Below are 13,485 nucleotides of genomic sequence, written 5' to 3'. Positions count from 1 at the left end.
GTCAGCAAACGGCCTGCCGTATCGCTTCATAAAGGGTTCGCAACTTCTCTGTGGGTTCTCCCTTCCCCTCCCGTGCCAAGGCATGACGACAGCGGTCATACGCCTGTTCGGCGAGTTCGCGGTCCCGGCGCGCACGGGCCAGCTCAAGTACGATCCGACACAAGGGCTCGTGAAGCGGGTCGATCTCCAAGGCACGGGAGGCAGCCGCACAGGCGGCGTCCTGTCCCTGTTCGGCGGCCAATCGGTGCACCATCGTGTCCACCGCGTCGTGAAACCGGCGTCGCAATCGCGGCCCCGCCGGTGGCGGCCAGTGTGCTGCCTCCACTCCACTGTCCTGGGCCAGCTCGAGCGCATCTTCCCACGCAGTTAGACTACCATTCATGGCCGCCTTGAGATGGTGCTCCAGTGCCCCGAAATCGGTCCGGCACGCGGCGGTATTCAGCGTCAGACGTCGGTCCCGGAGCTGGACGGCATCCGGTATGCGGAGCCGACGGCGCAGGCGATAGAGCAGGGTGTCGAAGGCACGTCGGGCCCGGTCGCCTTCGGCATCAGGCCACAGGGCGTCAAGCACGTCCGCCTCGGCAATTCCGTTCTCGCCGGCAGCGGCGAGCCACCGGAGAAGCCGCGCACCTTTGCCCACGATACGAATCGTTCCGGTGGCCCCCTCCACCCGAAGGACTCCGAGGGCTTGGAGGCGAAGCGGCCAGCCACTCGCCGGGGCATGCGGCGGCGGCTGCCAGTCGTCCAAGCCGTTTGTCCGGGCCAGCTGACACAGATAGCGGATGTCGACACCGAGGGCCACACCCCGACCACAAAGATCCTCCAGCTCCCCACGCTCACACCACGGGATGCACAGATAGCCCTGCGATTGACCCTCGACAAGCGCCTGCTCAAGCAACCGGTCAGACCAGCGATGTCGTCCGCAGTCGCGCAGGGACTGGGCCGCGGTCAGACGTGCGAGCCATCGATACAACCCCATGTCCCGGTGGCGGGCCACACGATCGATGGCGACCGCCTCGGCAAGCGTCGTGCGGTGCTGACCGAGCCGGCGTCGCGCGCGGGCTACCGCCAGGCGCGCAAGCTGCTGAGCATTGTCGGGGCCACGGCCGTCGATCAGTTGCCAGGCCTCTTCAGCGATACCGGCCGCCCCGGCGACGTCACCGCCGCGCAGCAGCGTCCATCCGCAGACCCAGGCCTGAAAACTCGCATCGGTGGCCTGTCCTGGCTCGGTGGTGAGACGCGTGCGGGCGACCCAGTCCCGGGCAAGGTGGTCGTCTCCACTGCGCAGGGCGGCACAGGCGCCAAGGGCCTGAAGCTGGAAATCCCAGAGATGCACACCATGCTCCTCGGCACGACGCAGTGCCGATTCGACGGTCAGTCGCGCGGCATGTGGATCCGGATCGAACCACAGCTGATATCCGGCCACCGCGGCGAGCCACATCTGCTCCTGGAGCGGTGGAAGCCTGCCGCGGACCTGCGCAATACGGCCCTGTTCAACGGTACGCGTGGCGCGGACACGGTTGCCGTAAACCCATACATCAGTCACCAGCAGCACGTGCAGGATGCGCATGCGGTCTCTGTCCGATATGCTCAGTCGGACCACCCTTTCGGCAGCAGCGATCCATGCCGCCCCACGGTGCCCTCCCGGCGCGATCACGCCGATGAGCAGCAGGGCGGCGGCGCTCAGTTGCGCGGCGGCGGACGGTTCAAGTTCCTCGATTCGCTGCGGTCCGAGTTCGTCGAGCACATCCAGCAGCCAGCGGGCACGACTGAAATCACCCCACCGAAGCCATGCCTGCTCGACGAGGCCGGCCCAGGCCAGCGCGGCACCGCTGTAATCCCCGTTGCCGTGAAGCGCCGGGAGCGCGGCAACGAGTTCATCATATGCCGCGGCGGCGTCTTCGGGCACGAGCGCAAGGGCATGCCAGAGGTGCAACCGTGAGCCGACCGGGCGGCTGCCCTCCGGTATGCGCCGGAGCCAGTCGCGCACCCTTGGGTGCTCGCCGTTCCTGACAAGTTCGGGGGCCAGCCGCGCGATCATCTCACCGGATCGACTCCACTCACCGGCCGAAAGCCACTCCTCCACGGCCTGTGCCTCCGCGCCGGCTGCCGCGAGGGCGTCCCCGAGGCGGCAATGCCGCCGGGCGAGGCCCTCGCGGTCAAGATCACGCAGGCAGGCCGCCAGTTGGGGATGGAGGACGACATGATCCCCCCGCCACTCGATCAGGCGGTTCTGCCGGGCGAGATCATGCAGCCTGTCGCAGGCCTCGGGGCCGGCCAGCGCCTCCACCACGGGGCGTGGCACTTCTTCTCGGACGGCCAGTGTGACCAGCAACTCACGATCCGCCCGCTCCAGGTCGGAGAACAGTTCATGCTCCAGGTATCGGTTCAGACTGCCGAGCGTCCCGCAACCCCCTGCCTCTGCTTCCAGCAAGGCGCGAAAGCCGGCCAGCCACCCCCGGGACCGGCGCAGGGCGTCCGCCACGGCTTCGGGATTCAGGTCCTCCGGTGGCAGGATGGTGCCGGCCGCGCCCGCGGCTTCGTCCGATGACAACCGAAGGTCGTTCCATGAGACGCGGTCCACCAGGCCCTCCATGCGCAACCGTTCAAGCGAGGGTGGAGGAGGCATTCGCGCCGTGATCACCACCGCGCTGTCCGCCGGGCACGCGGTGGCGAGGTGCTCGATCAGTCGGTGGAAGCCCGTGCATTCGCCCAGGACGTCGGCACCATCCAGTACCAGCGTGTATGGCGCATGGGGGGCCAGGAGGTTGGCGATCTCTTCACCGGGATGCGTCAATGATCCGGCGTGGGCGGACCCGCCCGGACCGGTTCCGGTCCCGTGCAGGGCCATGATCACGTCCTCCAGCAGGTGATTGGGATCGTGGTCCTCCGCGGCGAGCCGGAGCCAGAGCCGTTTCCCGGGCCGCGCCCGCAGCAGGGTTACGGCGAGAACGGTCTTGCCGGCGCCGGGTGGCCCGTCAATCCACAGAATGGCCGAGCGGGACAGCTTCGCAAGGGTTGCATCGCGCCGGCCATCGAGCCATCCGTCAGCGCCGGGCGGTGGTCTGTGGCGCATTGAAATGGCGGAATCGCCCTGCATGGCGGCGGGATTTGCATGTTGTCGGGTGACACGAACGGCCGGATGGCCCTGACGTTTTGCCAATCGCTCTACTCGCGTCATGTGTGAGACAGATGTAAGACACCCTTTTCTATCGTATCGCCCGAAAGCATCTTTCTCAAACTGCCGACTCAAGGGAGGCCGACGACCATGGGAAAATGGTTGCAGTATCTGCCCGGCGCGCTTCTGCTGACTCTGGGCACCGTGCCCCTGCTGGCACAGGTCAACATTCCGTACACCTTCCAGGCCGGAGACACGGCCAGGGCCTCGGAGGTGAACGCCAACTTCAATGTTCTCCGGGACACGATCGAATCCCTGCAAGCCGAGGTTGCCGCCCTGCAGAGCGAACTTTCCGCGGTCCGGGCCAACAACGCACTCGCGCTGCATGATTACGTGGAGATCATTCCCGACCCCCATGTCCTCAACGAGTACACGGTTCGCTTCTCCGGCGTGAACGTGCAGATCGTCAACGGGCAAGGGGATACCAATACTGTCAACGGGCTCGGCAACCTCATCGTCGGCTACAACGAGAGCCGCTCCGGCACTGGCACCAGCGTGTGCAGCAACGGGGAGTATGACAACGAGGCGCAATGTACGGTCGCCGGCCACGTCTGGGCGGAGAATCACAAATCGGGTTCACACAACATCGTCGGCGGCCGGGAAAATTCCTACTCGAGATACGGTGGACTCATCGTCGGCTACCGGAACTACATCAACCGGCGCTTCGCCACTGTCACCGGCGGCTCCCACAGCGCCGCATCAGGCATCATGGCATCCGTCGGGGGCGGTTTCGCGAATTTTGCACGGGGTGACTACAGCAGCATCCTCGGCGGCCGCAATCAACCGGCCCATTACACAGACCAGACCATCCCGGCAATCGAATAGGGGACATGCGGATCATGAACAGGCAATGGGCGGTCGTCGTCCTGGTCGCTCTGCTGCTTACCGCCTGCGGCGGAGGCGGCTCCGGCGGCGGGGATGAAGGACCGGACGGCAATGGTGACAGCCCGATCACCGATGATAACGGGCAGGACGGTGGAGTGGGCGAGGGTACCGACCCCGATCCGGACAGCGGGGATGATGGCGACTCGGATAAGGACGGGGAGGAGGATGCGGTGGCCAATGTATGGAACGAGATGAAGTGGAACGAAGGCTTCTGGCACTGATGGTGCTCGAGGGCCGGATCTGGGGGAGGCGGGTAAGCGTCTTGTAAGGGGATGCGGCCATGATGGAGCCGCTCTCCCGGTCGGGCGGCCTTCACGGAAGGTGTCCGTTCCGGAAGGGCTGAACTGAAGTCCCGAAAACGGAGGGGAAAAACCATGTGGACAAGAAACTGGATCCGATCATTGCCGATCGTGGCACTCGCGGCCCTGATCGTGGTTGTTTTGGCGACGGGCTGCGGAGGAGGCTCTTCGTCATCCGGAGACGCTCCGCCGCCTGACGATTCCGGCGCACCGCCCGGAGCGTTCAGCAAGGAGGAGGCTGCCGCTTTCGTCACTGCGATGTTCCGCGATTCCGGGGATTGGGGAGAGATGGTGGAAGACGCGCAGGAGTCCCCAACCCCCCCATCGGATTTCGAGGATGACATGTTCGCAATTGCCCGGGCCTCTTCGGGCTCAATTCCGGACGCGGTCCGCGAAACCACGCGCATCGGTATCCAGTCTTCGTGGAGCGCCGACTGCCATTCGGGCAGCATGTCGGTGACCGAAAGGGCCAATGGTTACGATGCCGTATACAACGCCTGCACCATCGAGAGTCCATTCTTCTCGATGTATATGGACGGTAATGTCTCCTATTCCATCGACGACCAAGTGTCCGTGTATACGCACGTAGCCAGGGTGGACTATGAGAACTTCACCTTGAGAATGTCTTCGGGTGACGGTGACGAAATCGATTTTTCGATGGATGGTTCCATCATCGCCCATACGGACGACCCGTCTTCCGGCGAGGGATTGGTCGAACTGGACCTGACCATGGAGATGGCGGCGGACTGCGATGGGGCGACACAACACGGGGTATGGGAACTCGACTATTCAATGCATGTTCGGCCGGTCGGCAACGACATATTCGAGCTGGAGATCAACGGCACCATGACGGGTGCCGGAATTACGACCACGGTCGAGACGCTGGAGACCGTGCGCATCGAGAAGGACAAAGAGCATCCGCATGACGGACAGGTCCGGGTGACGTACGGCGGCAGCACGACAACCGTCAAGTACGAAGGTGACGGTCTCTGGATCGACAACGACTACTACGGCTGGGCGCAGTTCAAAGCCCAGTACATGGACGAGCAATTCGATCAGGATGCCTGCGTGATGTCGGCGGCCTGAGGACACGGGGCGGGCTGGTAACGGCCCGCCACGTCTCTGTTGATACTTGCCCTATCCGAACCCCCTGCGCCTGGACCTGCCGGCGGGCGATTACCACGTCAGGGTGGTGCCCATGGCCATCGACGGTCATCCCGGCACGCGGCTGACCGGGATTACGGTCCCGGCGGAGGGTGAGATCGAACGGCGTGTCGATTTTTCCTCCGGGCAATTGGAGGTCCATGTCACCGCCGAACCGGACTCCTGATCAGGGCGCGCACCCGCCCCCGTGCCGGGTGAAGGGTCTCCACCAGATCCCTGGGCAGGGGCAGGGGATCCCCGTGCATGAGGCTCGCCACCAGTTCGGCGGCAAGGGGGGCGGTAGTCAGGCCCCGGGAGCCGTGGGCCAGGGTGGCATACATGCCGGGCAGACAGGGGGCATCGGGATAATCCCGGGCGGGTCGCCCGTGGTGCAGATCCCGGTAAATCCGCTCGAACTCCGCCATGTTCGGCAGTGGACCCGCCTGCGGCAGGCGGCCCGGCGCGTTGTAGCGAACAGCGGCCCGCCCGGCCATGGGCGGCGGCTCGCCGGGGCAGGCCCCGGGCCATACCCGTGCCAGCGCGGCCAGAATGGCGGCGTGTTCCTCTGCGCGCAGATCCGTTCCGGTGTCGCCGCGCACGAAACTCGCGCCGCATACATGCCCGGCCGCAGTGGCCGGCGTGACATACCCTTCGTAGCACAGCACCCGTTGCAGGGCGCGGGTGGCGGGCGAGGGTGCGAGCAGGCTCAGTTGTCCGCGCAGCGGACGCGTTTCGATGCCGGGGTGGAGAGCGGGCATGCCCCTGGCGTTGGCCAGGACCAGGCGGGAAGCCCGCGCCACGATCCGGCCGCCGCCGTCCTCCAGACACCAATGTCCACCCGCGGGTTGCACACGTTCAATACGCATGTCCGTCAGGACCCTGGCCCCTGCCGATGACAGTTGCGCACGGCACAGGGCTTTCGGGTCCACCCAGCCCGCCCGGGGCAGAAACAGCCCGGGCAGGGTCAGGGGCACGCCTGCGAGGGCGCTGGCCTGTCGGGCATCCACGGGCCGCATCACGGTCTCCGGCAACGGCAGACGCGCGGCAATGCGCTCCAGCCGCCCGGCCAGTCGCTCCCCGTCGGCAAGCCACAGGGCGCCGCACCAGTCCCGTGGCAGGGAGTCCGGGGACACATGCATCGAGTCGATCCAGTGCCGCGCGAACTCCGATGCCTGCAGGGTGAATCGGCTCAGTACGCCGTGATCCGCGCTCAGGTGAGGCATGAGGATGCCCGCCGGATTCCCGGAAGCCCCTGAGGCCGCCCCCGGACCCGCATCCACCACCGTGACCTCCCAGCCGCGCCGGGCCAGGGCCAGGGCCAGCGCACTGCCGGCCAGGCCGGCGCCCAGTACCGCGACGTGGCGTTCATGGGGCTCGGCAGCGTCCGGCCACCGGAACCAGGGTGCGCGTGCATCGGGAAGAATGGCACCGGTGTCGCGCCGGCCCACGATACGCTCGCGCTTGGCTCCGAATCCCGGGTGCCGCTCGATGTGAAAGCCGGCCGCCTGGAGTCCCCGTCGCACATGGCCCGCGGCGGTATAGCTGGCCAGCGTCCCGCCGGGCGCGGTCAGGCGGGCCATCTGGGCGTAGAGTGCCGCGTGCCAGAGTCTCGGGTTGCGGGCCGGGGCGAAACCGTCCAGGTACCAGGCATCCACCCGGGCCTCGCACTGTGCGAACCCGTCGGTGGCGTCACCGAACAGCAGGGTGAGGGTGACCCGGTCCCGGGGAAAGATCAGCCGGTGGAAACCCGGAATCGTTTCGGGATACTGCGATACCAGCGTCTCGCCCAGGGCACGCAGCCCCGCGGGCAGGGTGGCCACCAGCCGGGCCATGTCCGCCGGCATGAAGGGGTGCAGTTCGGCGCTGAGGTAATGCAGCCAGCCGGGCCCGGGACGTCCGCGCCAGAGATCCCAGGTCAGCAGAAAGTTGAGACCGGTGCCGAAACCCGTTTCGGCTACGGTAAACAGGTCCCGATGCGCCCACCGGTCCGGCAGGCCGTTGGCCCGGAGAAACACCTCGGTCGATTCGTCCGCGCCGCGACGTCGGCTGTAGTACACATCGCCGTAGCGTTCCGACCAGGGCGTGCCGTCCCGAAGCGCCAGTACGGACGGTTCCAGTGCGGTGAATCCCCGGGGCTGGTCAGTTCCGGATGCCATGCCCCTTGTTGAGCAGGTGCAGGCTGAAGCCGAAGAGCGCGGCGATGAAGGCCAGGATGATGGCGTAGGACAGCCAGAGATTGATGTCCGTCACCCCCAGCAGCCCGTAACGGAACGCGTTGACCATGTACAGGATGGGGTTGAGATGGGACACCCCCTGCCAGAATTCCGGCAGCATCGTGATCGAATAGAACACGCCGCCCAGATAGGTGAGGGGGGTGAGCACGAAGGTGGGGATGATGGCGATGTCGTCGAAGCTCCTGGCGAAGATGCCGTTGATGAGTCCGGCCAGGGCAAACAGGATCGAGGTGAGCAGGACCACCGACAGGGTCACCCACAGGTTGTGCATGCTGAAGGGGCTGAAGAACAGCGACACCAGCGTCACCGCCACCCCCACGGTCAGGCCCCGGCACACGCCGCCGGCCACGAAGCCCAGGATGATCAGGTAATTGGGGATGGGCGCCACCAGCATCTCCTCGATGTGATGCTGGAACTTGGACCCGAAGAAGGACGACACCACATTGGCGTAGGAGTTGGTGATGATGGTCATCATGATGAGCCCGGGCACGATGAAATCCATGTAGCGCAGGCCGTCCATCTCGCCGATGCGCGCGCCGATCAGGCCGCCGAAGATGATGAAGTAGAGCGCCGTGGTGATGGCCGGAGGCAGCACCGTCTGCACCCAGATGCGGGCAAAGCGCAGCACTTCCTTGATGACGATGGTCTGGAAGGCGATGTAATTCCGGCGAAGGCTCATACGGGGAGGTTTTCCTTCACCATGTTCATGAACAGCTGCTCCAGCCGGTTGGTCTTGTTGCGCAGGCTCAATACATGCACGCCGGCCTGCGCCAGGTCCACGAAAAGCTGATTGACGCTGTCTTCCTTGCGGATATCCGCCTCCAGGGTCAGTTCATCCACCCGGCGCACCGTGTGATTGGGCAACTCCGGCAGGTAGGCCATGGGTTGCGCGAGATCCAGGATGAATGTCTCCACGTTGAGCTTGCCGAGCAGGGCCTTCATGGAGGTGTGTTCGATGATCTCGCCCTGGTCGATGATGGCGATGTTCCGGCACAGGCTTTCCGCCTCTTCCAGGTAATGGGTCGTGAGGATGATGGTGCGGCCCTCGGCATTGATCCTTCTCAGGAATGCCCACATGGAACGGCGGATCTCGATGTCCACGCCCGCGGTGGGTTCGTCCAGGATCAGCAGTTGCGGCTCGTGCACCAGGGCCCGGGCGATCATGAGCCGCCGCTTCATGCCGCCGGAGAGATTGCGCGCCATCTCCCGGCGCTTGTCCCAAAGCCCCAGTTCGCGCAGATAACGCTCTGCGCGCTGGAACGCCTGGCGGCGGGGGATGCCGTAGTAGCCGGCCTGGTTGACCACGATCTCCACCACCGGCTCGAAGGTGTTGAAATTGAACTCCTGGGGCACCAGACCGAGGCAGGCCTTGGCGGCGTCCTTTTCGTGATCCAGGTCATGGCCGAAGATGGACACCTCGCCGCCGGACTTGTTCACGAGAGAGGCGATGATTCCGATGGTGGTGGATTTGCCGGCACCATTGGGCCCGAGCAGGGCAAAGAAATCGCCCGGCTCTACGTCCAGATCAATGCCCTTCAGCGCCTCGAAACCGTTCTTGTAGGTCTTGGTGAGATTGCGCAGCGAGAGGGCTTTGGGCATTGTTTTTCAGGGGCTTTTAAGAGAATGCGTCGGCTGCAGATGATACCATGATGCCGTCCCATGCGGGTGACCCGGCACCGGACCAAGGAACCCGAAGGCGTGGCCTTATCCTCTTGAACTTTGAACTTTGAACTTTGAACTTTGAATCTTGAATCTTGAATCTTGAATCTTGAATCTTGAACCGGTATCCCCATGCGCGAAAGTTTCGTTCTTGAACCGGGTCACAACCCGATTGACCTGATCCCCGTGACACCCGAGAGCCTGCCCGGCTGGCTCGAGGGGCAGCCGGCCCGGCTGCGGGCCTGGGTGGAGGCCACCGGCTTCAAGGGCAAGCCCGATAGCCTGTGCCTCCTGCCTGACGAACACGGCCGCGTACAGTGTGTGCTGGCGGGGATGGACAGGGACGCACCCGTGTGGGCTCTGGCGGGGGCGGCATGCAGGCTCTCGCCCGGTATCTACCGCCTCGACAGCGACAGGGACGCCGACTGGCGGACACAGGCCTCCATCGGGTGGGGGCTGGGTGCTTACCGCTTCGAGCGATACAAGGCCTCGGACGAATCCCCGCCGGCCTTGTATCTCCCCGGGGATGTGGATGCGGACGAGGTGGCGCGCGTGGTGGATGCCACCGCCCTGGTGCGCGACCTGATCAATACGCCCTCCCAGGACATGATGCCCGAGCACCTGTCGGAGGCGGCCCGTATGCTGGCCGATGCCCATGGCGCGCGCTTCAGCACGGTCGAGGGTGACGCCCTGCTCGACGAGAACTACCCCTGTATCCACGCGGTGGGCCGGGCGAGCCACCACACGCCCCGCAAGGTGGAGCTGACCTGGGGAAAGAAGGCGCACCCGCGCGTGACGCTGGTGGGCAAGGGCGTGTGTTTCGACAGTGGCGGCCTGGATATCAAGTCTTCCGGCGGCATGCGCCACATGAAGAAGGACATGGGCGGCGCGGCGCACGTACTGGGGGTTGCGCAGCTGATCATGGCCGCGATGCTGCCCGTTCGGCTGCGCGTCCTGATCGGTGCGGTGGAGAACGCCATCTCCGGCGATGCCTTCCGGCCCGGCGATGTGCTTGCTTCACGCAAGGGCCTGAGCATCGAGATCGAGAACACTGATGCGGAAGGGCGCCTGGTCCTCTGTGATCTGCTGACCGAGGCCTGCGAGGGCAGAGACAAGCCGGACCTGCTGGTGGACTTTGCTACCCTGACCGGCGCCGCTCGGGTGGCGGTGGGCACCGAGATCGCCGCCTGCTTTACCGATGATGATGCGCTCTACCGGGATCTGGAGGATGCCGCCCGTACGCTGGGCGATCCGGTGTGGCGCCTGCCGCTGCACGGACCTTATCGAAGCGGTCTGGACAGCCAGGTCGCCGATATCGCCAACTGCGGCAGCGGCCCTTATGGCGGCGCCATCACCGCTGCACTGTTCCTCAAGGAATTTGTCGAGCCGGACGTGCCCTGGATCCACTTTGACGTGATGGCCTGGAACACCCGCGATCGTCCGGGTCGGCCCAAGGGGGGCGAGGCCATGGGGATGCGTGCCATGTTCGAGGTCATCCGGGGCCGGTTCGCATAGCCTGTCACCGGTCGTCGTGAACGTGTCCGGTCGCAATGAGCGATTGGCGGTCGGATTACGGGCCCGACTGTCTTCGGCCGGCACTGGCCAAGCCGGCGCGCATGGGATTAAATAGGACCCGTATCGCAGGGCAAACCTACGGGAATGGCATAAGCAATGTATCGATGGATGCGTGATGGCGTGAAATCGCCCTGCCGCCGAGGACTTTGGCTGGCGGCACTGGCCATCCTGGGGTACCTGTGGCTGCCGGTCCTGCACGCCTATCATGGTGATCCGCAAGCCGGTCTCGTTGCGCCGGATCTGCATGGCGAACTGTGCCTTGCCGGTGACCTGAATGACCCCGGCGCCGGCCCGGAATCCCACGGTCCGGCCGATCACCGCGTCATGAGTTGCGAATGCCTGACCTGCAAGGTGATGCAGGCAGGGTCCCTGTCCTCCGTGAGCCTCACGGGGGAACCGGCGGCGGAGATGCTCCCGCACCCGCCGTCGCGTCTCGGAATCGTCCACCCTTCGCGTCCGTTCACACGTCCCCCCTTGCGCGCTCCACCCCGGGGTTGAGTTCCCGCATCACGCGACACCCTTGCGCCGGCTGTGCCATCGCACGGCGGCGGTACCTGCCGGTCCGCCTTCCCGTGAGGGAAGCACATGGCCGACGGATGACACCTATCAGGAACAGGACATGACCTCATGAAACAGTTTGCGTTATTTGTACTCGCGGTCTGCATGGCTGCCCTCGGAACACCCGCCCTGGGGCAACATGGCACCCATCAGGTTGAGATCACGGGGGATGCGTGGGTGCGGGCCACGCCCCCCAAACGGACCGTCACCGCCGCCTACCTTGCGATCCGCAACACCGGCGACGAAGTCCGCCGGGTGGTCGGGGCCTCCTCGACCGTGGCCGGACGCGCGGAACTCCATACCCATATCCATGACCGTGAAAGCGGCATGATGCAGATGCGGCATGTTGACTTCATCGAACTGCCCCCCGGAGAGACGGTCCGGCTGGCCCCGGGTGGTCTGCACATCATGATGATGGATGTGACCCGTGACCTGCAGCCGGGCATGACCGTGCCGCTGAGTCTGGAGTTCGACGACGGCCACCGGCTCGAAGTCGAGGTCCCGGTGCACCGCGAAGCGCCGCACGCATCAGGGCACGGAAGCCACGGACACGACCATCACCGGCACTGAGCTGCCATCGCTTCCCCTGGAGGACCGGCATGAAGATCGAACTTGCTGAAAGGTTCCGTGGTACCACGCTGGGACGCGAGGTCGAATCACTGCTGCTGCCGTGCGTGCAATGCGGTCAGTGCACCTTTACCTGCCCGACCTTCCGGCTGCTGGACGACGAGTGGGACGGACCGCGCGGACGCATCTACCTGATCAAGCTGCTGTTCGAGGGACGTACGCCGGATGCCTCCACGCTGCCTCCGGCCTACACCATGCAAACGCTGGAGGGGCGCACGCTGGGCGCCAACCTGCAATTGCATCTTGATCGTTGCCTGACGTGCCGGTCCTGTGAATCCAGTTGTCCGGAAGGGGTTCGCTACGGCCGCCTGCTGGATATCGCGCGGGAGCTGGTCGAGAAGGAAACGCCGCGCCCGCTGAAAGAGCGCTTCGCGCGCCGTGCCGTGCGTGCCATCGTTGCATACAGATACCGGTTTACCGCATTGCTGCGCACGGGACAGGCCCTGCGCCGATTCCTGCCGCAAAATCTGCGCGTGAGAATCCCGGAGCGGCGACGGGCCGGTCCCTGGCCTGAGCGCGCACATGACCGCGGCATGCTCGTCTGGCAGGGATGCGTGCAGCCGGCGCTGGCGCCGGATATCAATGCGGCGGCGGCGCGCGTTCTGGACCGTTTCGGAATCCGGCTCGTTCCTGCCGATGGGGGTTGTTGCGGCGCATTGAGCCAGCACCTGGCCGCCGCGGACGAGGCACGCGCCTTCATGCGTCGCAGTATCGATGCCCTCTGGCCGCAGATCGAGGCGGGCGCCGAGGCCATCGTCACGACCACCAGCGGCTGCGGCGCCCATCTGCGTGATTACGGGCAGCTTCTGCAGGACGATCCGCACTATGGCGAAAAGGCGAGGCGCATCTCCGAAATGACCAGGGATATCGCGGAGGTGGTTGCCGGCGAATGGCGCGAAGACCCGCTGCATGATGCATCCGCGGTTCAAGGCAAACGACGCATCGCGTTCCAGTCACCCTGCAGCCTGCAGCACGGCCACCAACAGAAGGGCGTGGTCGAGGGACTGCTGCGGCGCGCCGGATTCAAACTGGTCCCCGCCGCCTATCGTTTCATGTGCTGCGGTTCCGCGGGCAGTTACTCGGTCCTGCAACCGGAACTGGCGAATTCCCTGCGCACGCACAAGCTGCAAACCCTGCTGGAGACCGGTCCGGAACTCATCGCCACGGCGAACGTCGGGTGCATGACGCACCTGGCGGCCGCTTCACCACTGCCGGTCGTGCACTGGATCCAGTTGCTGGACGAAACGCTGCATGCGTCGGGCAGTACCCCAGGAAAGCCATCGGAATAACCCTTGCCTTCATAGGTTTATGCCTATGGGCCCATAGG

At 65.3% G+C, this 13,485-nt stretch carries 12 protein-coding genes; 8 read left to right on the top strand and 4 right to left on the bottom strand.

The features are described 5' to 3' along the window. Position 1: 1 nt before the first annotated feature. Positions 2–3,076 (bottom strand): BTAD domain-containing putative transcriptional regulator, encoded by a 3,075-nt coding sequence (locus tag THITHI_RS0103850; RefSeq protein WP_198005569.1) that lies wholly within the window; start codon positions 3,074–3,076, stop codon positions 2–4. Positions 3,077–3,268: 192 nt separating this feature from the next. Between THITHI_RS0103850 and THITHI_RS0103845 the strand changes: the two genes are divergently transcribed. The 4 genes from THITHI_RS0103845 (at position 3,269) to THITHI_RS0103830 (ending at position 5,692) form a co-directional block, all read left to right on the top strand. Continuing rightward, on the top strand, positions 3,269–4,003 hold the full coding sequence (locus tag THITHI_RS0103845; protein ID WP_018231756.1) for a hypothetical protein: 735 nt from the start codon (positions 3,269–3,271) through the stop codon (positions 4,001–4,003). A gap of 14 nt (positions 4,004–4,017) precedes the next feature. Next, the gene (locus tag THITHI_RS0103840; protein WP_156820467.1) at positions 4,018–4,284 is read left to right on the top strand and encodes a hypothetical protein; all 267 of its coding nucleotides are present in this window, start codon (positions 4,018–4,020) and stop codon (positions 4,282–4,284) included. A gap of 153 nt (positions 4,285–4,437) precedes the next feature. Beyond that, positions 4,438–5,448 carry a hypothetical protein gene (locus tag THITHI_RS0103835; RefSeq protein ID WP_156820466.1) on the top strand — a complete coding sequence of 337 codons (1,011 nt, stop codon included), beginning with the start codon at positions 4,438–4,440 and terminating at the stop codon, positions 5,446–5,448. Positions 5,449–5,494: 46 nt separating this feature from the next. Continuing rightward, positions 5,495–5,692: a hypothetical protein gene (locus THITHI_RS0103830; RefSeq protein ID WP_018231754.1), complete on the top strand. Its 198-nt coding sequence runs from the start codon at positions 5,495–5,497 to the stop codon at positions 5,690–5,692. Here THITHI_RS0103830 and mnmC read toward each other — a convergent pair. The 3 genes from mnmC to THITHI_RS0103815 are packed head-to-tail and all read right to left on the bottom strand — an operon-like array spanning position 5,670 to position 9,338. Further along, on the bottom strand, positions 5,670–7,661 hold the full coding sequence (gene mnmC, locus THITHI_RS0103825) for a bifunctional tRNA (5-methylaminomethyl-2-thiouridine)(34)-methyltransferase MnmD/FAD-dependent 5-carboxymethylaminomethyl-2-thiouridine(34) oxidoreductase MnmC (protein ID WP_018231753.1): 1,992 nt from the start codon (positions 7,659–7,661) through the stop codon (positions 5,670–5,672). The two genes, THITHI_RS0103830 and mnmC, sit on opposite strands and share 23 nt — an antisense overlap. After that, positions 7,645–8,418 carry an ABC transporter permease gene (locus THITHI_RS0103820; protein WP_018231752.1) on the bottom strand — a complete coding sequence of 258 codons (774 nt, stop codon included), beginning with the start codon at positions 8,416–8,418 and terminating at the stop codon, positions 7,645–7,647. Before THITHI_RS0103820 ends, mnmC begins: the two co-directional genes overlap by 17 nt. After that, positions 8,415–9,338, bottom strand: a complete 924-nt coding sequence (locus THITHI_RS0103815; RefSeq protein WP_018231751.1) for an ABC transporter ATP-binding protein — start codon at positions 9,336–9,338, stop codon at positions 8,415–8,417. Before THITHI_RS0103815 ends, THITHI_RS0103820 begins: the two co-directional genes overlap by 4 nt. 192 nt (positions 9,339–9,530) lie before the next feature. Here THITHI_RS0103815 and THITHI_RS0103810 point away from each other — a divergent pair, with 192 nt between their 5' ends. From THITHI_RS0103810 to glcF, 4 genes are all read left to right on the top strand, one after another. Next, positions 9,531–10,913: a leucyl aminopeptidase family protein gene (locus THITHI_RS0103810; RefSeq protein ID WP_018231750.1), complete on the top strand. Its 1,383-nt coding sequence runs from the start codon at positions 9,531–9,533 to the stop codon at positions 10,911–10,913. Between the two features lie 180 nt (positions 10,914–11,093). Next, complete coding sequence (locus tag THITHI_RS0103805; RefSeq protein ID WP_198005568.1) at positions 11,094–11,471, top strand: DUF2946 family protein; 378 nt, start codon at positions 11,094–11,096, stop codon at positions 11,469–11,471. A gap of 129 nt (positions 11,472–11,600) precedes the next feature. Next, positions 11,601–12,101, top strand: a complete 501-nt coding sequence (locus THITHI_RS0103800; protein ID WP_026186033.1) for a copper chaperone PCu(A)C — start codon at positions 11,601–11,603, stop codon at positions 12,099–12,101. A gap of 29 nt (positions 12,102–12,130) precedes the next feature. Next, positions 12,131–13,447, top strand: a complete 1,317-nt coding sequence (glcF, locus tag THITHI_RS0103795; protein ID WP_018231747.1) for a glycolate oxidase subunit GlcF — start codon at positions 12,131–12,133, stop codon at positions 13,445–13,447. The last annotated feature ends 38 nt before the right edge of the window (positions 13,448–13,485 follow it).

It is taken from the genome of Thioalkalivibrio thiocyanodenitrificans ARhD 1, assembly GCF_000378965.1.
Classification (GTDB): Bacteria; Pseudomonadota; Gammaproteobacteria; order Ectothiorhodospirales; family Ectothiorhodospiraceae; genus Thioalkalivibrio_A; species Thioalkalivibrio_A thiocyanodenitrificans.
This window is presented reverse-complemented; position numbering and strand designations above follow the sequence as displayed.